26 protein-coding genes and 1 tRNA gene are annotated in these 20,825 nt (G+C 71.4%); 18 read left to right on the top strand and 9 right to left on the bottom strand.

The annotated features are described in order from the left end of the window. The first annotated feature begins 446 nt into the window (after nt 1-446). Complete coding sequence (locus JI751_RS05660) at nt 447-1,655, top strand: IS110 family RNA-guided transposase (RefSeq protein WP_201934646.1); 1,209 nt, start codon at nt 447-449, stop codon at nt 1,653-1,655. Between the two features lie 352 nt (nt 1,656-2,007). Here the strand turns inward: JI751_RS05660 and JI751_RS05665 are convergent, their stop codons facing one another. Next, nucleotides 2,008-2,565, bottom strand: coding sequence for a hypothetical protein (locus JI751_RS05665; protein WP_201934648.1), 558 nt, complete (start codon nt 2,563-2,565; stop codon nt 2,008-2,010). Between the two features lie 81 nt (nt 2,566-2,646). Here JI751_RS05665 and JI751_RS05670 point away from each other — a divergent pair, with 81 nt between their 5' ends. The 3 genes from JI751_RS05670 to JI751_RS05680 are packed head-to-tail and all read left to right on the top strand — an operon-like array spanning nt 2,647 to nt 4,083. Beyond that, nucleotides 2,647-3,024, top strand: coding sequence for a hypothetical protein (locus tag JI751_RS05670; protein ID WP_201934650.1), 378 nt, complete (start codon nt 2,647-2,649; stop codon nt 3,022-3,024). After that, the gene (locus JI751_RS05675) at nt 3,021-3,488 is read left to right on the top strand and encodes a TspO/MBR family protein (RefSeq protein WP_201934651.1); all 468 of its coding nucleotides are present in this window, start codon (nt 3,021-3,023) and stop codon (nt 3,486-3,488) included. Before JI751_RS05670 ends, JI751_RS05675 begins: the two co-directional genes overlap by 4 nt. 22 nt (nt 3,489-3,510) lie before the next feature. Beyond that, on the top strand, nt 3,511-4,083 hold the full coding sequence (locus JI751_RS05680) for a DUF3152 domain-containing protein (protein WP_201934652.1): 573 nt from the start codon (nt 3,511-3,513) through the stop codon (nt 4,081-4,083). Nucleotides 4,084-4,101: 18 nt separating this feature from the next. Here JI751_RS05680 and JI751_RS05685 read toward each other — a convergent pair whose 3' ends face one another. Then, the gene (locus tag JI751_RS05685; RefSeq protein ID WP_201934654.1) at nt 4,102-5,661 is read right to left on the bottom strand and encodes a CotH kinase family protein; all 1,560 of its coding nucleotides are present in this window, start codon (nt 5,659-5,661) and stop codon (nt 4,102-4,104) included. A gap of 55 nt (nt 5,662-5,716) precedes the next feature. After that, nucleotides 5,717-6,772, bottom strand: a complete 1,056-nt coding sequence (locus tag JI751_RS05690; RefSeq protein WP_201934658.1) for an alkaline phosphatase family protein — start codon at nt 6,770-6,772, stop codon at nt 5,717-5,719. Nucleotides 6,773-6,863: 91 nt separating this feature from the next. Between JI751_RS05690 and murI the strand changes: the two genes are divergently transcribed. Continuing rightward, on the top strand, nt 6,864-7,685 hold the full coding sequence (gene murI, locus JI751_RS05695; protein ID WP_201934659.1) for a glutamate racemase: 822 nt from the start codon (nt 6,864-6,866) through the stop codon (nt 7,683-7,685). Nucleotides 7,686-7,692: 7 nt separating this feature from the next. Then, the gene (locus JI751_RS05700; RefSeq protein WP_201934661.1) at nt 7,693-8,448 is read left to right on the top strand and encodes an MBL fold metallo-hydrolase; all 756 of its coding nucleotides are present in this window, start codon (nt 7,693-7,695) and stop codon (nt 8,446-8,448) included. Between the two features lie 12 nt (nt 8,449-8,460). Here JI751_RS05700 and JI751_RS05705 read toward each other — a convergent pair whose 3' ends face one another. Together JI751_RS05705 and JI751_RS05710 are read right to left on the bottom strand one after the other, a co-directional pair. Continuing rightward, nucleotides 8,461-9,120, bottom strand: coding sequence for a response regulator (locus JI751_RS05705; RefSeq protein ID WP_307813872.1), 660 nt, complete (start codon nt 9,118-9,120; stop codon nt 8,461-8,463). Further along, nucleotides 9,108-10,295 carry a sensor histidine kinase gene (locus tag JI751_RS05710; RefSeq protein ID WP_307813875.1) on the bottom strand — a complete coding sequence of 396 codons (1,188 nt, stop codon included), beginning with the start codon at nt 10,293-10,295 and terminating at the stop codon, nt 9,108-9,110. Before JI751_RS05710 ends, JI751_RS05705 begins: the two co-directional genes overlap by 13 nt. 240 nt (nt 10,296-10,535) lie before the next feature. Between JI751_RS05710 and rph the strand changes: the two genes are divergently transcribed. Further along, on the top strand, nt 10,536-11,276 hold the full coding sequence (gene rph, locus JI751_RS05715; protein ID WP_201934663.1) for a ribonuclease PH: 741 nt from the start codon (nt 10,536-10,538) through the stop codon (nt 11,274-11,276). Beyond that, nucleotides 11,273-11,962, top strand: coding sequence for a non-canonical purine NTP pyrophosphatase (locus tag JI751_RS05720; protein WP_201934665.1), 690 nt, complete (start codon nt 11,273-11,275; stop codon nt 11,960-11,962). Before rph ends, JI751_RS05720 begins: the two co-directional genes overlap by 4 nt. Here JI751_RS05720 and JI751_RS05725 read toward each other — a convergent pair. The 4 genes from JI751_RS05725 to bcp all read right to left on the bottom strand — a co-directional run bounded on the left by JI751_RS05725 (nt 11,951) and on the right by bcp (nt 14,007). Further along, nucleotides 11,951-12,826, bottom strand: coding sequence for a bile acid:sodium symporter family protein (locus tag JI751_RS05725; protein ID WP_201934667.1), 876 nt, complete (start codon nt 12,824-12,826; stop codon nt 11,951-11,953). The two genes, JI751_RS05720 and JI751_RS05725, sit on opposite strands and share 12 nt — an antisense overlap. A gap of 71 nt (nt 12,827-12,897) precedes the next feature. Further along, nucleotides 12,898-12,978 (bottom strand) — tRNA-Leu (locus tag JI751_RS05730). A gap of 13 nt (nt 12,979-12,991) precedes the next feature. Further along, nucleotides 12,992-13,498, bottom strand: a complete 507-nt coding sequence (locus tag JI751_RS22055) for an HNH endonuclease signature motif containing protein (protein WP_201934668.1) — start codon at nt 13,496-13,498, stop codon at nt 12,992-12,994. 38 nt (nt 13,499-13,536) lie between these two features. Next, nucleotides 13,537-14,007, bottom strand: a complete 471-nt coding sequence (gene bcp, locus JI751_RS05740; protein WP_201934671.1) for a thioredoxin-dependent thiol peroxidase — start codon at nt 14,005-14,007, stop codon at nt 13,537-13,539. A gap of 135 nt (nt 14,008-14,142) precedes the next feature. Here bcp and JI751_RS05745 point away from each other — a divergent pair, with 135 nt between their 5' ends. The 10 genes from JI751_RS05745 (at nt 14,143) to JI751_RS05790 (ending at nt 20,824) form a co-directional block, all read left to right on the top strand. Further along, a complete protein-coding gene (locus JI751_RS05745; protein ID WP_201934673.1) occupies nt 14,143-14,832 on the top strand; it encodes an energy-coupling factor ABC transporter permease in 690 nt (229 codons plus the stop codon). Then, the gene (locus JI751_RS05750) at nt 14,829-15,149 is read left to right on the top strand and encodes a PDGLE domain-containing protein (protein ID WP_201934674.1); all 321 of its coding nucleotides are present in this window, start codon (nt 14,829-14,831) and stop codon (nt 15,147-15,149) included. Before JI751_RS05745 ends, JI751_RS05750 begins: the two co-directional genes overlap by 4 nt. After that, nucleotides 15,149-15,829, top strand: a complete 681-nt coding sequence (gene cbiQ, locus JI751_RS05755; protein ID WP_201934676.1) for a cobalt ECF transporter T component CbiQ — start codon at nt 15,149-15,151, stop codon at nt 15,827-15,829. The genes JI751_RS05750 and cbiQ overlap by 1 nt, the downstream gene beginning before the upstream one ends. Continuing rightward, nucleotides 15,826-16,581 carry an energy-coupling factor ABC transporter ATP-binding protein gene (locus JI751_RS05760; protein ID WP_201934679.1) on the top strand — a complete coding sequence of 252 codons (756 nt, stop codon included), beginning with the start codon at nt 15,826-15,828 and terminating at the stop codon, nt 16,579-16,581. Before cbiQ ends, JI751_RS05760 begins: the two co-directional genes overlap by 4 nt. Continuing rightward, the gene (locus JI751_RS05765; protein ID WP_201934681.1) at nt 16,578-16,826 is read left to right on the top strand and encodes a DUF3618 domain-containing protein; all 249 of its coding nucleotides are present in this window, start codon (nt 16,578-16,580) and stop codon (nt 16,824-16,826) included. The genes JI751_RS05760 and JI751_RS05765 overlap by 4 nt, the downstream gene beginning before the upstream one ends. 29 nt (nt 16,827-16,855) lie before the next feature. After that, nucleotides 16,856-17,155: a GroES family chaperonin gene (locus tag JI751_RS05770; protein ID WP_201935790.1), complete on the top strand. Its 300-nt coding sequence runs from the start codon at nt 16,856-16,858 to the stop codon at nt 17,153-17,155. Nucleotides 17,156-17,180: 25 nt separating this feature from the next. Next, complete coding sequence (locus tag JI751_RS05775) at nt 17,181-18,554, top strand: flavin-containing monooxygenase (RefSeq protein WP_201934683.1); 1,374 nt, start codon at nt 17,181-17,183, stop codon at nt 18,552-18,554. Next, complete coding sequence (locus JI751_RS05780; RefSeq protein WP_307813878.1) at nt 18,541-19,116, top strand: 1-acyl-sn-glycerol-3-phosphate acyltransferase; 576 nt, start codon at nt 18,541-18,543, stop codon at nt 19,114-19,116. Before JI751_RS05775 ends, JI751_RS05780 begins: the two co-directional genes overlap by 14 nt. A gap of 88 nt (nt 19,117-19,204) precedes the next feature. Continuing rightward, on the top strand, nt 19,205-19,348 hold the full coding sequence (locus JI751_RS05785) for a GPGG-motif small membrane protein (protein WP_201934686.1): 144 nt from the start codon (nt 19,205-19,207) through the stop codon (nt 19,346-19,348). A 72-nt stretch (nt 19,349-19,420) separates the two neighbouring features. Then, nucleotides 19,421-20,824, top strand: coding sequence for an amidase family protein (locus JI751_RS05790; protein ID WP_201934687.1), 1,404 nt, complete (start codon nt 19,421-19,423; stop codon nt 20,822-20,824). The last annotated feature ends 1 nt before the right edge of the window (nt 20,825 follow it).

The raw sequence follows: 20,825 nt of genomic DNA on the forward strand, positions 1-20,825 counted from the left end.
CTACCGCGTCATTGGACCGGGCTGCTTCGAGTGGACCAGTCCCCACGGCCATCGGTTCCGACGCGACTTCACCGGCACGCGACTGATCGACGAGCCTGAGACACCCCCGCCGCCCGGCATCCCGCGACCCCGCCGACGATGACCCCGCCCCGCACCCCGCCAGTCCCCACGATGGCGGGGGCACGATCACGCTCGCTGCACGAGGTACTCATCGCGGCTACTAAGAGACGTCCCTCAGGATCGGTGTCTGGCCAGACTTCGATCTAGGTGGTCGGCGGGACGCTCTCAATCGCGGCTGCCCACCCGGGCTCTAGGTGTGGCTCTCATCTGGACTGCGACCCGCCGGTCACCGTGACGAGGAGTGGCTCCAGAGGGGTCTGCCCAGCTCGTAGTAGCAATGCCCACCTCGTCGACCCACTGGTTCCAGGCGAAGACGAGGTGAGCAGATGAGCGAGAAGAAGAAGGGCGTGATCATCGGGGTCGATCCCCACAAGATGTCGGTCACGATCGAGGTCGTCGATACCCGCGAACGGTTGCTCGGCAGCGGCCGGTTCGACACCAACAACGCCGGCTACGCCGCGATGAGGCGTTATGTGAAGCAGTGGCCCGACCGGGTCTGGGCGGTCGAGGGAGCCAACGGCGCGGGCCGGCCCCTGGCCCAACGGTTAGTCGCCGCGGGCGAGCGGGTGGTCGATGTCCCGGCCAAGCTGGCAGCTCGGGTGCGGCTTTTCGACACCGGTCACAACCGCAAGACCGACGCCCTGGACGCCCACTCCATCGCGGTGGTCGCGGTCCGCACCGAAGGGTTTCGGGTCGTGACCGAGGACGGCGAGCTCGAGGCCCTGCGGATGCTCACCGACCGCCGCGACGAGCTCACCCACCAACGGGTGCAGACGGTCAACCGGTTGCAGCGTCTGCTCAGCGAGCTGCTGCCTGGCCAGCGCAAACGCGACCTGTCCGCTGCTCAGGCCAAAGCCATGCTGGCAACCGTGCGGCTCCGCGACATCGCGGGCAAGACCCGCCGCCGGATGGCCGCTGAGGAGATCGCTGACCTGGTCGCGGTCGATGCGAAGCTGAAGAAGATCAAGGCCGAGCTGAAGGCCGCGGTCACCGCCCGCGGATCCGGGCTGATGGACATCTACGGCGTTGGCCCGGCCGGCGCTGCCCGGGTGCTGGCCGACGTCGGCGACGTGGCCCGGTTCGCCGATCGCAACCGGTTCGCGTCCTGGACCGGCACCGCGCCCCTGGACGCCTCGTCCGGGGAGCAGAACCGGCACCGGTTGTCCCGGGCCGGGAACCGGCGGATGAACCACGTCCTGCATGTCGCGGCGATCGTGCAGATCCGTCACGACACCGAGGGCCGGGCCTACTACCGACGCAAGCTCGACGCCGGCAAGACACCGATGGAAGCACTGAGGTGCCTGAAGCGGCGTCTGTCCGACGTCGTCTACCGCCAGCTCGTCGCCGACGCCCAGCGGATGAGGCAGTCGGATGAGGCGGGTCCGGGAGGGCACTGCGGGGCGGCTCTTCAATCCAGCGCGGCCGACTCGCACCCGCTCATCGACACTTCGGATCAGCCACTTCCCGGACCCGCAAAGCCGACGCTACGCCGACCCTTAGCCAGCCGGAAGACCCTCGCTACGAGCGCTCCTTGACACAGAGGGGAGCCAGATGCGGAAGCTCATCGACCCGTGCCATCCAGTGCCGGGCCGTTGCGCCACTGCGGCGTGGCGCCGTCAGGATCGTTCGATACGGCGAGTGGCGTCGGCAGCGAACCAGCCGACGGCAAGGAGCAGCAGCACCCCACCGAGGAGTCGTTCCGGACCCGGTCCCTGGATGAGCAACCCGATGCCAGTGACGGCTGCGACAGGGCAGATGACCAGGAGGACCAGCAGCCGGACCATCTCGTCATGCCTCCTCGAGCAGTGGGTCAGGACAAGGCTGGCCACTGACTCGTGCGCGGGTGGTCGATGACACGTCAGGCAGTGACATCGGCACGTCCGGGCGTCAGCCGGAAGGCCCGTCGAGCGCTTCACGTCGCCGCTCGGTCGCCGGGCGCGTCAGCGCGAGGAGGTCGAAGCGGGCCAGTCCGACCATCACCTCGGCCTCGTCGACGTCGAGCAGCTGCGCGACCCGGACGAGCGCCTCGTCCGTGCTCTCCGCTTCCATGACCAGGCGCAGCACGTCGGCCGCGTTGTCGTGGACGGCCTGGGTGAACCGCAGGCGGCGGCGCCTCTGCTCCTCGGCGACCTCGGGATCTTGCGGATCGGGTGAGCGCAGCACGACGTCGGCGGCGTAGCGGTCCCCGTCGATCGCCCACAGGCGGTCGATGCGTGTCGCCACGGTGGTCAGGGCCGCGATGACCTCCGGCACCTGGTCGGTGCGGACCACCGCGGGTCCGCCATCGGACGTCCGCAGGCGCACGTGTGGACCCGGCGTGCCGCTGTCGGCGTGGCTCGCGAACCATCCCTCGCAGACGAGGCGCTGCCCTCGACGCCCGGTGTCGGTGCTGACCTGCGCATCGTCGTCGGGGCCGTGCTCAGGATCGGCGTCGGTCGGGGACATGCCCCGACGCTAGCGACCCGCCCGCTCCCACGCGCGGATCTCGACCGGGCACAGGTGGATGCACGTGGCAGGCTCTGGATCGTGTCCCACACCATCACCGGCCTGGTCGGCGTGTACGACGCCGACGGCGGCCTGCTCGGCGAGGCGGCGTACGTCTGGGGCAAGGTGCGCGGCACTCGCCACTGCTCCCTGTGCGACATCACGCACGGCACGCTCCGCCGCAAGCCCGAGTGGGACCGGATGGTCGCGGAGCTCGGGACGCCCGTCGACCTGGTCCACCTCAACGAGATGCCGCCCGACGTGCGCGCGGCGGTCGCCGAGTGCGGTGCGCCGGTGGTCCTGGCGCGGACGGTCGACGGCGTGCAGCCCCTCGTGCGCGCCGATGAGCTCGACGACCTGCACGGCTCGGTGGATCGGCTCGGCACGCTCCTGCGCGAGCGCATCGAGGCCGCCACGTGAGTGCCGGCTGGGTGGACACGGTGGTGTGGATCGCGATCGTCGCGGTCTATGCCGCCCTGGCGAGCACCTGGACCGCCCACGATCCCGGCTGGTACGCGGGACTCGCGAGGCCCTCCTTCCAGCCGCCGGACGTGGTCTTCGGGATCATGTGGCCGCTCAACTTCCTGGCCCTGTTCGCGGTCGGGGTGTGGTTCACCCGGTCGTCCGCCGCGGAGGACGTCTGGCCGACGATGGCCGTGCTGGCGGTCTCGGTGGTCGCCGCCCTCGCCTGGGCCTGGCTGTTCTACGTCCCGCACCGCATCGGGGCCGCGACGGTCGCGCTCGGCGTGGCGGCGGTCCTCACCTGGGTCCTCGTGGCGCTGGTCGCGCGGTCGCTGCCGTGGGCCGGCGTCCTGCTGGTGCCGTACGCCGCCTGGCTGAGCATCGCGACGGCGCTGTCGGTGCAGTACGCGCGCCTCAACTGACGCCGGCCCTAGGCTCGCTCCCATGTTCCGCGTGACGACGATCCTCGTCCTGCTGGCCGTCCTGGCCCCCACCTTCACGACACCGGCCGAGGCCGCCGTGGCCGAGCGCGCCGAGCGGCGCGTGGTGACGTACTCCGTCATCACCCGGGGCAAGGTCACCGCGTCGATGGAGGTCTTCCGCCGCCAGGCGCGGGAGACGTACGACGACGAGCGCGGCTGGCGGGCCGGCGGCGTGGAGCTCCGCCGGGTGCGGCGCGGCGGCGACTTCACGCTGGTCCTCGCGGCCGCGCGTGCGGTGCCGAGCTTCTCCTCGAGCTGCTCGGCGCAGTGGTCGTGCCGGGTGGGGCGCTACGTGATCATCAACCAGTACCGGTGGCGGCACGCCTCCGTCGCGTGGAACCGCTCGGGCAGGTCGCTCCGCGACTACCGCCACCTGGTGGTCAACCACGAGACCGGCCACTGGCTCGGGCTCGGGCACGCGACGTGCCCGAGCCGCGGCAGCAAGGCGCCGGTGATGATGCAGCAGTCCAAGGGCACCGGAGGCTGCCGGCTCAACCCCTGGCCGCTCCCGCGGGAGGCGGCCAGGGTCAGGTGATCCGGGTCGGGTGAGCCGTCAGCGCTTGTTGGCGTCGATCACCACGAGACCGATCCCGGGAGAGCCCACCAGCACCCCGTTGGAGGCCGCGCGGAGGGTGACGGCGACCAGCTCGCGCTCCTCGGTGACGTCGTCGTCGAGGATCCGCACCGGGACGTAGTGGCGCACCTCCCCGGGAGCGAAGGTGAACTGACCCTCGGCCGCGACGAAGTCGACGCCGGCCTCGGCGCTCACCCCGGTGACAGACCACGACACGTCGACGGCCGTGGTCATCGGGTCCTGCAGGTCGACGGGCACCCATACCGTGCGCTCGCGCTCGGTCGTGCGGCCGCGGAGGTCACCTACACGCACCTCGTTGCGGCTCATCCAGTGCGCCCGACCGGCGAGCCAGTCGCCGACGAACTCGACCTCGCCCTTGCGGGTGCGGGCGTGGCGGGTCCACTCGAGGTCGGCGTCGCCGGCGTGCCACAGGTCCCAGTCGGCCTCGGCCGACGGGGCGAGGGTCGCCGCGGCCTGCGGCAGCTGGGCGAGGACCGCGTCGACGGTCGGTCGCAGCACCTGCCAGCGCTTCTTGACCCGCCGGGCGAAGCCCGGGTCCTGCAGCAGCCGCGACATCCAGCTCGCGCCGGTCCGGGTGTACCACCCCTCGGGTGGCGTGGAGGCCTTCCACTTCGTCCCGGCGCTGAGGTCGAAGTCCCACACGGGTCCGAAGACGAACCGCTTGCCGGGGATCCAGCTGAAGTTCACGCTCGACTGGAAGTTCGAGTCCTGGTTGGCGAACAGCTCCTCGACGAGGTACCAGTCGATGAGCCGTCGTACGTCGACGTAGTTCCGGTAGCCGATCTTGGGATCGGCGAAGTCGGGCCCGTAGAGGACCTTCTCGAACCGCGTCACCGCACCGCGCACCTGCCGGCGCTGCTTCCTGGTCACCTCGTCGGGGTCCTTGAAGGCGATCGCGGAGCCGCGCTTGGTGCGGAAGCCCGGCTCGCCGTCGCGCAGGTAGCGCTTGTTGAACTCGAGCAGGTAGCCGTCGTCGGGCAGGTCCACACGGTCGCCGCCCTCCTCGACCTGCTCGGTGAGCATGTAGAGGCCCTGCGACTGGCCGTTGAGCACGACGTCGACGAAGCGGAACTTCGGCGTCCAGGCGAGTCGCGTCTGGGCGGCGATGGCGAACGCCGTGGCCGTACGCAGGCCGCTGCGGTCGCCGTAGTTGGCCAGCAGCACCCACTCGTCGTGGGCGTCGTCGCCGACGAGGGCGGCGTCCTCCTCGAGCTTGAGCTTGTAGGGCTTCTTGGCCCAGCTCCAGCTCGAGTTGCCGCGCCCACGAACCTCGGTGGTGTGCGTGACGCCGTCGAGGGTGACCGTGCCGGGCACGTAGTCCTCACGCCCGACCGGCGCGCCCAGTGTGTCGATGACGAGCTGGGTCGGCGGTGCCGGCGGCCAGCCGACGGCGGCCGCCGCAGCAGGGTCGGGCTCCGCGGCCGAGCCCGGGGACAGGGGCGCGAGGAGCGCCGCCGTGACGGACACGGCTACGGCCGCACACAGGGCTGGAACGCGCGTGACGATGTGCTCGAACATGGTGAAGCTCCCCCTTGACGACCCGGCCGGCTGCCCGGAACCCGGGCACTGTACGTCAGTTCGGGAGTGAGACGTCCAGGTCCTGCGCGGAGTTGTGCTCACTTCCGGGGACGGGGCCGAGGTCGAGCAGGTCGAGGGCGAGGTTGGCCAGGTCGCCGTTGCGGACCGGCTGGACCGACGCGCGGTAGGTGGTGCGCCGGGTGCCGGGGTCGCGGTAGTCGTCGGCGTTGAGGTCGTAGAGGTCGGCGCCCGCAGCCACGCCGGGACCGGCCACCATGAAGGCGACGCGGTAGTTGGCGAGCTTCGTGGCGTCGGAGTGGTCCTTGCCCCGACCGCCGTGGTCGCTGGTGAGGATGATCGCGGTGCTGCCGGCCCGCAGCGGGTCGGAGCGCACGGCTCCGACGATCTCGCCGACGAGGGCGTCGACCTTGCGGACGGCGCGCAGGTAGGCCTTCGACATGAAGCCCTTGTCGTGGCCGACCGCGTCCGGCAGCGACAGGTGCACGAAGCGGAAGGCCCGGGTCTCGTCGACCAGGTCGCGACGCACCGAGCGCGCGAGCACGGCGTTGTCCAGGCGGATCCGCGTCGTGTCGATGCTGAGCGGCCAGCTGCGCTTCCAGAGCGAGAACTTCGTCTTGCTGGCGAACAGCGCAGTGCTACCGCCGGCCTCGTGGATCGAGGTGAAGACCGACTCGATGCGCGTGCCCGCCGCGGCCTGCACGGTCGCCGGGCGGCGGCGGTCGTCGTTCCACGTCACGCCGTGACCGCCGGTGGCCGCCTCGATGCGACGCCCGGTGACCATGCCGGTGTGGTTGGGCAGCGTGATCGTCTTCTCGTGCTCGGTGCGTGCATTGAGCGTCGAGGCGCCGGTCGCCATCAGGTCGTGGAGGTGCGGCGTGCCGGCGGTGCCGAGCTGCTCGAGCGCGTCGGGGTTGAGCCCGTCGATCGAGATCGCGAGGACTGAGGTGATCGCGTCGTCGAGCGACCTCTTCTGCGCGTGCGTCTCGACGACGGGTGAGTCGCCGGTCGGCACCAGCGCGGGCGCCGAGGCCCCCGCGAGGACGATGCTGCTGCAGGTGAGCACGGACACGAGCACGGATCGCAGGGCCACCGAGCGACCCTAACGCGTGCGACCCGGTGTGACGGGGTCGACGCGTCGATGGGCGTGACCGGTGACCCGTCCAGCGCCTAGCCTGCTGCCTGTGCCGACCCCCAGCCCGACGAGCGCCGATGCCCCGATCGGCATCTTCGACTCCGGCTTCGGTGGCCTGACCGTCGCGCGCTCGGTGATCGACCAGCTCCCGCACGAGTCGGTGGTCTACCTCGGCGACACCGCCCGTCAGCCCTACGGCCAGAAGCCGATCGGCGAGGTCCGCGAGTACGCGCTCGAGTGCCTCGACCACCTCTACGAGCAGGGCGTCAAGGCACTCGTCATCGCCTGCAACTCCGCCAGCGCCGCGATGCTGCGCGACGCCCGCGAGCGCTACGACGTACCCGTCGTCGAGGTGATCCTCCCGGCCGCCCGCCGCGCCGCGGCCGCCACCCGCAACCGCCGGGTCGGCGTCATCTGCACCCGCGCCACGGCCAGCTCGATGGCGTACGACGACGCCTTCGCCGCCGCGCCCCACCTCGACCTGCACATCCAGGCGTGCCCGAGCTTCGTCGACTACGTGGAGCAGGGGATCACCGGCGGTGACGAGCTCCTCGCCGCCGCCCACGAGTACCTCGACCCGCTGGCCGCCGCCGGTGTCGACACCCTCATCCTCGGCTGCACCCACTACCCGCTGCTGACCGGCGTCATCTCCTACGTGATGGGCGACGAGGTCACCCTCGTGAGCTCGGCGGAGGAGTGCGCCAAGGACGTCTACAAGATGCTCGCCCGCACCGGGCTGATGCGCGAGGGCGGCGACGCCGAGTACACGTTCTCGACCACCGGCAGCCCCGAGGACTTCGCGACCATCGGCCGCCGGTTCCTCGGCTCCGAGCTCCTCGGCGCGAGCCAGTTCGCCGGCGGGCTGAGGTGATCCGGGCATGAGGCTCACCATCGTCGGGTGCTCCGGCTCCTACCCGGGGCCGGAGTCGTCGGCGAGCTGCTACCTCCTCGAGGAGGAGCACGAGGGGCGCACCTGGAGGATCCTGCTCGACCTCGGCAACGGCGCGCTCGGTCAGCTGCACCGCTACGCCGACCCGTTGGACATCGACGCCGTCCTGGTCAGCCACCTGCACGCCGACCACTGCCTCGACCTCTGCGGCTACTACGTGATGCGCAAGTACCACCCGTCGGGCCCGCAGCCGCGGATCCCCGTGTGGGGGCCGGACGGCACGGCCGACCGCATGGCGCGCGCCTACGACCTCCCCACCGACCCGGGGATGCACGAGGAGTTCGACTTCCGGGTCTGGGACAGCGTCATCGAGATCGGTCCGTTCACCGTCGAGCCCCGTCAGGTCGTGCACCCCGTGACGGCCTACTCGCTGCGGGTCACGGCCGGCGGTCGCACCGTCGTCTACTCCGGCGACACCGGGCCGTGCGACGCGCTCGACGACGTGGCGACCGGTGCCGACCTGCTGCTGGCCGAGGCCTCCTTCGAGACCGGTGCCGACAACCCGCCCGACCTGCACCTGACCGGCGCCGACTGCGGTCGTACGGCGGCACGCGCCGGCGTCGGCCGACTGGTCCTCACCCACGTGCCGCCGTGGCACGACCCGGCGGTCGCCGAGGCCGAGGCGCGCGGCGAGTGGTCCGGCCCGGTCGAGCTGGCCCGCGCCGGGGCGACGTACGAGCTCTGACCCCGGGACCGCTCAGACCAGTCCGGCGTCGTGCACCACCATCGCCACCTGCACCCGGTTGGTGCTGTCGAGCTTGGTGAGCAGGCGCGAGACGTGGGACTTCACGGTCGGCACCGAGAGGTAGAGCTCCGAGGCGATCTCGGAGTTGCTGAGACCGCGGCCGACGCAGACCGCGACCTCGAGCTCGCGCTCGGTCAGCACGGTCAGCCGGTCGGCGGCCACCGACGAGCGGTCGGTCGAGGTGGAGCTGCGCAGCCGCGCCAGGATGCTGCGGGTCGCCGACGGCGACAGCATCGCGTCACCCGCCGCGACCGTGCGGATGGCGTGGACGATGTCACCGGGCGGGGTGTCCTTGAGGAGGAACCCGTCGGCCCCGGCGGCGACGGCGCGGACGACGTGGTCATCGGCGTCGAACGTCGTCAGCACGACCACGGCGGGCGGTGCCGGCCGTTGGTGGAGGACCTGGGTGGCCTCGAGCCCGTCCATCTCGGGCATGCGGATGTCCATGAGCACCACGTCGGGTTCGAGCTCGCCGACGAGCGCGACGCCGTCCTGCCCGTTGGGGGCCTCGCCGACCACCTCGATGTCGCTCTGTCCGCCGAGCATCAGCGCCAACGCCGACCTGACCAGCGGGTCGTCGTCGACGAGCAGCACCCGGATCACGCCGTCCACGGTAGCCAAGCCTCCAGCACGAACGTCGCACCCTCGGTGCGCTGGTCGAGTCGTCCGCCTCGCAGCTCGGTGCGCTCGCGGAGCCCGACCAGGCCCAGGCCGGCGCCGGGTGCGCCTGCGCGGCGGGTGTGCGCAGGGTCGGCAACCGGGTCGGCCAGCGGGTTGGCCAGCACGACCGTGATCCCCGAGCGTGGGTCGCCGGTCGAGCTGATCGCGACCTCCGAGCCGGGGGCGTGCTTGCGCACGTTGGTGATGCCCTCCTGCACGATCCGGTAGACGGTGCGACCGGTCGCGGGTGGCACCGGCGTCGTGGCGTCCACGAGGTCGCTCCAGTCGACCTCGAGGCCGAGGTCCCGGGCCTCGGCGACCAGCGCCGGGATGTCGGCGTACGTCGGCTGGGGTCGCGCCGTGAGCGGTCCGGGATCGTCCTCGCGGAGCACGCCGAGGACGTCGCGCAGCTCGTGGAGGGCGTCGTTGGCCTGGCTCTGGATCTGCCCGAGGCCCTCGCGCAGGCGCTGGCTGTCGAGGTCGTCGCGGAAGGCGAGCGCGCCCGCCTGCATCGAGACCTGCGTGATCCGGTGCGCCAGGACGTCGTGCATCTCGCGGGCGATCCGGGCCCTCTCGGTGGAGCGGGCCTGGCCCAGCCGCAGGTCCTGCTCGGTCTCGGCGCGCTCGGCGCGGGTCCGGAGGGTCCACATGATCTCGCGCCGCGTGCCGATGTAGAGGCCCCAGCCCATCATCCCGGCGTTCACGACGAAGTTCACGACGGTCGTGATCACCTCGTCGTTGTCGGCGAACGGCGCGATCGTGGTCCAGGTCTGCGCCGCGGCGAAGTTGGCGGCGCCGACCAGCAGGACCTGGCGCAGGTCGCGGCGGGTCGCGACCGACACCGCGGCCAGGGTCGCCGGACCGGCCGCGACCCCGGACACGGCACTCATCGCAGCGATCACGAGCGCGATCGGGACCGGTGCGCGCCGGCGGAAGTGCACCAGCACGAAGGCCGCCGCGCCCAGGACCACCTCGACGAAGAAGAGCGCCCGGTGCTCGCGCCACTCGATGTCGGCGACGGTGAGCCACACGGCGGCGGAGAACGCCACGCAGAGCGCGTCACGCCACGCGTGGTCCATCCAGCGCAGTGCAGGCTGGGTCTCGGCGGCGGTGGGGCGGGTCTCCACCGGCGTGAGCCTAGCGATCGGCCCCCCTACTTTGGTCGCACACGAGAGCGCCGTTGGACCGATGCGCCCGACCTGCTGACAAGGCGACCCTTGGTCCACCACCGCGTGGAGGGAGCTGCGCGGCGTGGGGCTGCGCAACAGGGCCCCATGGGGTAGGGGCCTCGCAGCCGGGTCCGGTAACACACGGGGGTGACCGGACCCGGCTCAGCCAGAGCCGGTCGCGCGTCTAGGGTCGTCCCCATGACTGCCGAACCCCGTGCCATCCCTCGTGCAGACGGCCGCGCCGACGACGAGCTCCGCCCGATCACGATCACCCGCCACTGGCTCGACCACGCGGCCGGCTCGGTGCTCGTCGAGTTCGGCGGCACCAAGGTCCTCTGCGCCGCCTCGGCCTCCGAGGGCGTGCCGCGCTGGCGCAAGGGCTCGGGCCTGGGCTGGGTCACCGCCGAGTACGCGATGCTGCCCGCCGCGACGAACACCCGGTCCGACCGTGAGTCGGTCAAGGGACGCATCGGCGGACGGACCCACGAGATCTCGCGCCTGATCGGCCGCTCGCTGCGTGCCGTCATCGACTACGAGGCGCTCGGGGAGAACACCATCGTCCTCGACTGCGACGTCCTCCAGGCCGACGGCGGCACCCGTACCGCGGCGATCACCGGTGCGTACGTCGCCCTGGCCGACGCGGTCGCACACCTGCGCGGCAACGGCGCACTGACCGGCGAGCCGCTCACCGGGTCGGTGGCCGCGGTGAGCGTGGGCATCATCGACGGCGTGCCGCGCCTCGACCTGCCCTACGTCGAGGACGTGCGCGCCGAGACCGACATGAACGTCGTGATGACCGGCGACGGGAAGTTCGTCGAGGTGCAGGGCACCGCCGAGGGAGCCGCCTTCGACCGCGCCGAGCTCGACGCCCTCCTGGCCCTGGCCGAGAAGGGCTGTGCCGACCTCACGCGCATGCAGCAGGAGGCCCTGGCGCGATGACGCGCATCTTCCTCGCCTCGGGCAACGCCAAGAAGATCGGCGAGATGCAGCGCATCCTCGCCGAGCACGTCGCAGACGTCGAGGTCCTCGGCATCGGCGACATCGACGGCTACGTCGAGCCGGTGGAGGACCAGCCCACCTTCGAGGGCAACGCGCTGCTCAAGGCCCGCGCCGGCGTGGCCGCGACCGGGCTGCCGTCGATCGCGGACGACAGCGGGCTGTGCGTCGACGCGCTCAACGGGATGCCGGGCGTCCTGTCGGCGCGGTGGTCGGGACCTCCGACCCTTCGAGACGGCTCGTCCCTCGCCTCCTCAGGGACCGACGGTGTCTCGCTCCGCTCGAGTCAGGACGACCGGAACAACGCGCTGCTGCTCGACCAGCTGCACGACGTACCCGACGAGCGGCGCGGCGCGCACTTCACCTGTGCCATCGCCTGGGTCCTCCCCGACGGGCGCGAGCGGGTGGTCGAGGGGCGGATGCCCGGCAGGATCATCCGCGAGCAGCGGGGGAGCGGTGGCTTCGGCTACGACGTGGTCTTCGTCGCCGACGAGCACTCCGCGGAGGCGGACGGCCGCGGACTCACCTCGGCCGAGCTCGAGCCCGGAGAGAAGGACCGCATCTCCCACCGCGGACGAGCGCTGCGCGAGCTCGCGCCGACGGTGGCGGCGGACCTGTCAGGTCGCTGACGCGGTCTCGCGCTCGGCGACCCGTCGCGAGACCCACGTGCCCCACAGGGCCGCGAACAGGAACATGATCAGCGAGTAGACGGCCGCCGGCACCGAGATCTCGACCTCGTCGAGCACCTCGACCGCGACGAAGATCGCGAGCGTCGCGTTGTGCACGCCGACCTCCATCGAGGACGCGATCGCCTGCGGACCGGTGACGCCGAAGGCCTTCGGCACGACGTAGCCCACGACGAGGCTGATCGCGCAGAAGAGGGCGGCGATCAGGCCCACGTCGGCGAGGTAGTCACCGACGCTCTCGAGCTGGTCGAGCAGGATGCCGAGCACGAGGATCGCGAGGATCACCGCCGACCCGATGCGCACGGACCTGTCCATCCGACGGGCGAAGCCGGGCGCCCGGTCGTTGACGACCATGCCGATGCCCACGGGCACGAGGATCAGCGCGAACACCTTGACGATCTCGACCAGCGGCATCGTCACGTCGTCCTGCCGGTCGAAGTAGGCGATCGCGAACCCGGTGATCAGGGGGAGCGTCACGACCGCGATCACCGTGTTGATCGCGGTCAGCGTGATGTTGAGGGCCACGTCGCCCTTGAAGAGGTGGCTGAAGAGGTTGGCCGTGGTGCCGCCGGGGGACGCCGCGAGCAGCAGCATGCCGATGCCGAGCAGCGCGGGCAGGTCGAAGAGGACGACCAGGCCGAAGCAGATCAGCGGCAGCAGCACGATCTGGCAGGCCAGTGCGACGGCCACCGCCCGGGGTGCGCGCCCGACCCGCCGGAAGTCCGCGACCGTCAGGTCCAGGCCCAGCCCGAACATGATGATCGCGAGCGCGAGGGGCAGTCCGACAGTCGTCAGCGCGGAGTCCATGCGCGGACCCTAGTGGCGGCCCACGCCGCTCGGGAGTGGCTGGATCGAAGTCGGAACTTTGGTCGCGTCTGTGCCGAAGGCGGGATTCGAACCCGCACGCCCTGAGGCACGGCGTCCTAAGCGCCGCGTGTCTGCCGTTCCACCACTTCGGCTCAGCGAGGAAGTCTAGGAGGGCCCGTCCGTGCTGCGGTGCGGGGTCGTGTACTTGCCCCGGCTCCGCCCGGCGGGGTTCGGTGTCTGGCGATGGCAATTGGGACAGAGGAACCGGAGGTTGGAGATGAGGTTGTTGAGGTAGTCCCCGTCCATGTGGTCGACTTCGAGCGTCAGCGCGAGGCCCTGCCACGTCCCGTCACATCCGCAGAATGCGCATGCGTAGGGCACGCCGGACTCCACGAGACCGCGAGTGAGCATGTGTGGGCTCGCCCGGCGTGCACCGTGGGGGAGCCTCACGAGGATCTGGTCTGGCCCTTTGCGAGCATGGTGCTGCGCAGTAGGCAGCCCTCGGCGAAAGTGCGAGGTGTCGATCTCGAATGCCTCGATGGTGCGGCGGAGGTGCGCATGGGTCCCTCCCGCCGGGACCAACCCGAGGGAACGCATCACCCCCGCCATGGAGGTCGACGACGCAACTGTCTCGGCGAGGAGCTCACGTGTGTACGTGCGCCGCGTCGTCATGCCGGGACGCTACGGCCGGCCACCGACAGTCGTACGCCTCAGTCGACGCCCAGGTCCCGGCGCAGCTTGGCGACATGACCGGTGGCCTTCACGTTGTACTGGGCGAGCTCGACCTTCCCGGCCTCGTCGATCACGAAGGTCGAGCGGAGCACGCCCTCGACCTCCTTGCCGTACAGCTTCTTCGTGCCGTAGGCGCCGTAGGCCCGGTGCACGGCGAGGTCCTCGTCGGACAGCAGCGTGAGGGTGAGCGCGTCGCGCTCGCGGAACTTCGCGAGCTTGGCCGGCTTGTCCTTGGACACCCCGAGCACCTCGTAGCCGGCACCCCGCAGCGAGTCGAGCGACTCGGAGAAGTCGCAGGCCTGCTTCGTGCAGCCGGGGGTCATCGCGGCCGGGTAGAAGTAGACGATGACCTTCTTGCCGCGGAGGTCGGCGAGGCTCACCTGCTCCTCGGTGTCGCTGGTGAGGGTGAAGTCGGGTGCGGTGTCGCCGGGGGCGAGGCGGTCGGGCATCGAGATTCTCCTCAAGGGTGGCCAATCCGAATGGTTGGCTGTTGCGAATGACTTGCAATAGTGTCGGTGGGCCAGCTGGACTTGGGAACCGGCTGGCCACGAGACATCCAAGCAGCCGAGGTCAGGAGCCACCACGTGCACGTCCCCGACGGATTCCTCGACGCCCCCACCTCGGTGGCGACCGGCGTCGTGGCGGCCACCGCCGTCGCGGTCGCGCTCCGCGGCGCGCGACGTGAGCTCGACGACCGTACGGCGCCCCTGGCCGGCCTCGTCGCGACCTTCGTCTTCGCCGCCCAGATGATCAACTTCCCCGTCGGCGCGGGCACCAGCGGGCACCTCATGGGCGGGGCACTGGCCGCCGTCCTGGTCGGGCCGTGGACCGCGGTCCTGTGCGTCTCGGTGGTGCTCACCGTGCAGGCGCTGCTGATGGCCGACGGCGGCATCACGGCGATCGGCACCAACATCACCCTGATCGGCATCGTGACCGTCGCGGTGGGCTGGAGCGTCTTCGTGCTCCTGCGCCGCCTCCTGCCGAAGACCCTCGCCGTGGTGGCTCCCGCGGCCGCGGTCGCCGCGTTCGTGAGCGTCCCGGTGGCCGCCCTCGTGTTCACCGGCCTGTTCGCGGTCGGCGGCAACGCCCCGGTCGACCTCGGCGCGGTCGCCGCCGCGATGCTCGGCTGGCACACGGTCATCGGGATCGGCGAGGCCGTCGTCACCGGACTGGTCGTCGCCAGCGTGGTCGCCGCCCGTCCCGACCTGGTCCACGGTGCCGCCCCACTGATCGCCGAGCGCGAGCTCGTCACCCGGAAGGTCGATGTCTCATGACGAGCAGGACGAGCAACCGCCGCATCTTCGCCGTCGCACTGATCGTGAGCCTGCTCGTCGCGGGCGTCGCGAGCTACTACGCCAGTGCGCACCCCGACGGCCTCGAGTACGTCGCAGAGCAGACCGGGTTCCTCGACTCGGCCGAGGACTCGGCCGCCTCCGACAGCCCGCTGGCCGACTACCAGACCGAGGGCGTCGACGACGCCCGCATCAGCGGCGGCCTGGCCGGTGTCATCGGGGTCGTGGTGATGCTGGTGCTCAGCTCGGGGCTGTTCTGGGCGGTCCGCCGCCGCGAGCCCGCCGACACGGACGCCTGATGGGCGCCGGGCACGGACACCGGCTGCACTTCCACGGCCACAGCCCGGTCCACCGGGCGCCGGCACACGTCAAGGTGCTGGTGCTGCTGGGCTTCATGCTCGTCGTCGTCGCGACCCCGCGCCAGGCGTACGCCGTCCTCGCCGCCGAGGCCGCCGTCCTCCTCGGCGTGGTCCTGCTCTCGCGCGTCCCGCTGACCTACCTGCTGCCGCGGATGGTCGTCGAGGTGCCGTTCGTGGTCTTCGCGGTGCTCATGCCCTTCATCTCGCACGGACCCCGCACCGAGGTCCTCGGGCTCACGGTGTCCGAGCCCGGCCTGGTGGCGGGCATCGCGCTGCTCATCAAGGGCAGCATGGGTGTGCTCGGGGCGCTCACCCTGGCCGCGACCACCGAGCCGCAGGACCTGCTCCGCGGCCTCGAGCGACTGCGGATGCCCGACCTGATCGTGCAGATCATGGGCTTCATGATCCGCTACCTCGACGTCGTGACGGCGGAGCTCTCCCGGATGATGACCGCGCTCCGCTCGCGCGGGTGCGACCCGCGCTCGCCGCGCCACTGGCCGGTGCTCGCCCGGTCGCTCGGCGCGCTGTTCATCCGCTCCTACGAGCGCGGTGAGCGGGTCCACCTCGCCATGCTGTCGCGCGGCTACGACGGCAGGCTCCCCGACATGGAGCGCCCATGAACACCCCGGTCCTCGACGTCCAGGGCCTCGCCTTCGCCTACCCCGACGGCCACCAGGCCCTCTTCGGGGTCGACCTCCACGTCCACGCCGGCGAGCGGGTCGCGCTGCTCGGCCCCAACGGCGCCGGCAAGACCACACTGGTGCTGCACCTCAACGGGATCCTCAGTGCGGGCAGGGGCTCGGTCACCGTCAGCGGCCTGCCGGTCGCCAAGGAGCACCTGAAGGAGATCCGCCGCCGGGTCGGCATCGTCTTCCAGGATCCCGACGACCAGCTCTTCCTCGGCACGGTCCGCCAGGACGTCGCGTTCGGTCCGGCCAACCTCGGCGTCCGCGGCGCCGAGCTCGACCGCCGCGTGATGGACGCGCTCGACCGGGTCGGGATGGCCGACTTCGTCGACCGCCCGCCGCACCACCTGTCGTACGGCCAGAGGCGGCGCGTCGCGGTCGCCACGGTCCTGGCGATGGAGCCGGAGATCCTGGTGCTCGACGAGCCGTCCTCCAACCTCGACCCCGCCTCTCGCCGCGAGCTGGCCGAGATCCTGCGCAGCCTCGACGTGACGGTGCTGATGGTGACCCACGACCTGCCCTACGCGCTCGAGCTGTGCTCGCGGAGCATCGTGCTCAGCGAGGGCGTGGTCGTGGCCGACCGGTCGACCTTCGACGTGCTCACCGACGACGCGCTGATGGCCGCCCACCGCCTGGAGCTGCCGTGGGGTTTCGACCCCCGGCGCATTGATAGCCTTCCGACGTGACCCAGGACATGAGCGCGCTCGAGCGCGAGATCGAGGAGACGCGTCAGCGGCTGGCCTCGACCATCGACCAGCTCGCGCACCGCGCCCACCCCAAGACGATCGTCGGGCGCCAGGTGACGACGGTGAAGTCGACCTTCGTCGACCTCGACACCGGTGCCCCGCGCACCGACAACATCCTCAAGGTCGCGGGGGCGGTCGTCGGCGTGGTCGTGCTGTTCGCGCTGGTCCGCAAGGTCGCCGGCTGAGTGGAGGCGTCGTGAGCGCCCCGATCAAGATGCTCCACGACCGGGTCCTCGTCGAGGTCGACGAGGAGGCCGGTGAACGCCGCTCGAGCGGCGGCATCGTCATCCCGGCGACCGCGGCGATGGGCGCCCGGCGCCTGGCCTGGTCGCGCGTGATCGCCGTCGGCCCGCACGCGAGGTCCGTCGAGGCCGGCGACCGGGTGCTCTTCGACCCCGAGGACAAGGCCGAGGTCGAGGTCCAGGGCGAGGTCTACGTCGTGATGCGCGAGCGCGACGTCCACGCGGTCGCGGCCGAGCGCCTCGAGGGCGGATCGACCGGGCTCTACCTGTGATCACTCCACCTGTGAGGATGGCCTGATGGGCTACCTCGTCTCGCAGGCGGACCGTGCTCCCGCGGTCACCGAGCGCGTCCCCGTCGACGAGTCGCTGCCCCGCGCGTGCGTCATCGGGGCCGGCTCGTCGGGCATCGCCGCGGCCAAGCACCTCTACCTCGCCGGCATCCCGTTCGACTGCTTCGAGCGCGGCCACGACGTCGGCGGCAACTGGGTCTTCGACAACTCCAACGGCACGTCGGCCTGCTACGACAGCCTGGAGATCAACACCTCGTGCCCGCGGATGTCGTACTCCGACTTCCCGATGCCCGCCGACTACCCGCCCTACGCCCGCCATGACCAGGTCGCCGCCTACTTCGAGCAGTACGTCGACCACTTCGGGTTCCGCGACACGATCACCTTCGACACGTCGGTCGAGCAGGTCTCCCGGACCGCCGACGGACGGTGGGACGTCCAGGTCTCCGGGCCCGACGGCACCGAGACCCGGACCTACGACGCCGTGCTGGTCGCCAACGGCCACCACTGGGACGCCCGCTGGCCCGAGCCCGCCTATCCCGGCACCTTCGACGGAGAGCAGATCCACGCCCACGACTACCGCTCGCGCGAGCAGCTCGCCGGCCGCGACGTGGTGGTGGTCGGCGCCGGCAACTCCGCCATGGACATCTCCGTCGAGTCGTCCTTCGTCGCGAGGTCGACGACGTGGTCGGTGCGGCGCACCGAGTGGGTGCTGCGCAAGTTCTTCCTCGGCAAGCCCTCCGACCAGGGCCTCCTCCCGCCCGGCTGGGTGCCGTGGTGGGTGACCGCGCTGCGCCTCCGGATCGGCGCCCTCAGTGCGGGCAGCATGACGAAGTACGGCCTGCCGGCCCCGACGCACAAGCCCGGCCAGTCGCACCCGGTGCAGTCGGAGCGGATCCGCGAGCGGCTGGCCGCGAAGGCCGTCACGGCCAGGCCCGCGATCGAGCGCCTCGACGGCGATCGCGTCGTGTTCGTCGACGGCACCAGCGCGCCCGCCGACCTCATCGTGTGGGCCACCGGCTACCGGGTCACCTTCCCCTTCCTCTCGCCCGACCTCGTCTCGGCCGAGGGCAACGACCTGCCGCTGTGGAAGCGGGCCGTCCACCCCGACCTGCCCGGCCTCTACTTCCTCGGCCTGCTCCAGCCGCTCGGCGCGGTCATGCCGCTCGCCGAGGCCCAGGCGGCGTGGATCACCGACATGCTGACCGGCGACTACGTGCCGCCTGCGGACTCCGTCGTACGCCGTCAGATGCGGGCCGAGCACGAGCGCGACACCCGGCAGTTCTACCCGTCTCCGCGCCACACGCTCGAGGTCGACTTCGACCACTACCTCTGGGACCTCGCGCGCGAGCGCAAGAAGGGACGTGCCCGTGCTTCGACGTGAGGTCGCGAGGCTCGCCCTGCGCGCCGTGCGCTGGCAGGCCGTCGGTGAGGTGCCCGAGCGCGGGGTGCTCGTCGGCGCGCCGCACACCTCCAACTGGGACTGGGTCCTGACCCTGCTGCTCGGCTGGACCTACGGCATCGACATCAAGCTGCTGGTCAAGCAGGAGCTCTTCGTCGGCCCGCTCGGCTGGCTGCTGCGGCGCACCGGCGCCGTCGAGCTCGACCGCAAGAACCCGTCGGCGACGATCAAGACGATGCTCGCCGAGTCCGAGGGCGACGCCCCGTGGCTGATCGGGATCGCCGCCGAGGGCACGCGCTCCCGGGGCGAGTACTGGAAGTCCGGCTTCTACCGGATCGCGCAGCAGACCGGCCTCCCGATCACGCTCGCCTTCCTCGACGTGCCGTCGCGCACCGTCGGCTGGGGGCCGACCTTCCACCCGACCGGTGACGTGAAGGCCGACATGGACGTGCTGCGCGCGTTCTACGCCGACAAGACCGGCTTCAACCCCGAGGACTTCACGCCGCCGCGGCTGCGCGAGGAGGGCCCGGCGCTGGAGGCATGAGGCGGGCCATCCGTCGGGGTGTGGCTCGTTGGGGCCAGGTTCGCGCGAGGGCTAGGTTGGGGACGAAACCTAGGGAGGGAGCAACGCAATGATGTTTCTGCTGTGGATCCTCGCCGTCATCCTCGTGGTGTCCGGCATCGTCTCGCTCGTCCGTGGCCAGATGCTCTGGGGGATCGTCCTCATCATCGTCGGTCTCGCGGTCGGACCGGGCGGGTACAGCATCTTCAAGTAGCTGTCTCCGTGAGGAGCACGACGAGGAGCCGGTCCACGGACCGGCTCCTCGTCGCTGGAGAGAGGACGACAGATGACCGGTGGGGCCAGGGACGAGGTCGAGCGGCTGCTCGACCGCATGGCTGTCGTCGAGCCGCTGGTCAACGCCGTCTGCACGCTCCACCCCGACGCCGTGGGCCAGGCCGACCTCCTCGACCGCGAGGCGGCCGACGGTCGTCGCCGCGGACCTCTGCACGGACGCGCCGTGCTGGTGAAGGACAACGTCGACACCCACGACCTGCCCACCACCGCGGGCTCCCTGGCGCTGGCGGACGCGCCGCCCCCGTCCCGCGACGCCGATCTCGTGGCGCGGTTGCGCCGGGCCGGGATGGTCGTCCTCGGCAAGACGAACCTGTCCGAGTGGGCCAACATCCGCGACGAGGGCTCCGCCTCCGGTTGGAGCGCCTTCGGCGGGCTGACCCGCAACCCCTACGCGCTCAACCGGTCGGCGGGCGGCTCCAGCTCCGGGAGCGGCGCAGCCGTGGCGGCCGGCCTGACGGCGTACGCCGTCGGCACCGAGACCGACGGGTCCATCACCTGCCCGGCGGCCTTCAACGGGTGTGTCGGCATCAAGCCCACGGTCGGCACCGTGCCCACGGCCGGGGTCGTCCCGATCTCCGGGTCGCAGGACTCTCCCGGCCCGATGGCGCGGACGGTCCGCGACGCGGCCGCGCTGCTGACGGTGCTCGCGGACGACGGTCGCGACCTCGCCTCGCACGCAGTGGACGGTCGGCTCGCCGGCAAGCGCATCGGCGTGCCCCGTACGACCTACTGGGGCTACTCGCCCCACGCAGACGCCGCCGCCGAGCGGGCCGTCGCGCTGCTGGCGGCCCACGGCGCCGTCATCGTCGACGCGACCGACCTGCCGACGCTGGAGGAGGAGGTCTGGGACGACGAGCTCGTGGTCCTGCTCGCCGAGTTCCGCTCGGGGGTCGCCGACTACCTCGCCACCAGGGCCGGTGACGTGCCACGAACGCTGGACGAGCTCGTGCGCTTCAACCGCGAGCACGCCGGCACCGAGCTCGCACACTTCGGGCAGTCCCTGTTCGAGAAGGCGCTCGACGGTCCTCGCGCCGGTGACCCGGCGCACCTCGACGCACGTGCGCGCAGCGCCCGCGCCACGCGCGAGGCCATCGACGGCGTGCTGCGCGATCACGACCTGGACGCCCTCGTCACTCCGTCGTACGCGCCCGCCCACCCGATCGACCTCGTCAACCCCGAGACCTTCCCCGGTTCGTGCAGCGGCCCGACGGCGGTGGCGGGCTACCCGCTGCTGACCGTGCCGACGGAGCTGACGGCGGGACTGCCCGTCGCCGTGTCCTTCTGGGGCAGTGCCGGGTCGGAGCCGACGCTCGTCGAGGTCGCCCACGGCTACGAGGTGGCACGGGACGCCTCCTCGGGCCCGCTCCCGGAGCCGACGTTCGAGACCTTCGTCTAGA

The sequence above is a fragment of the Nocardioides baculatus genome, from assembly GCF_016735675.1.
GTDB lineage: Bacteria > Actinomycetota > Actinomycetes > Propionibacteriales > Nocardioidaceae > Nocardioides > Nocardioides baculatus.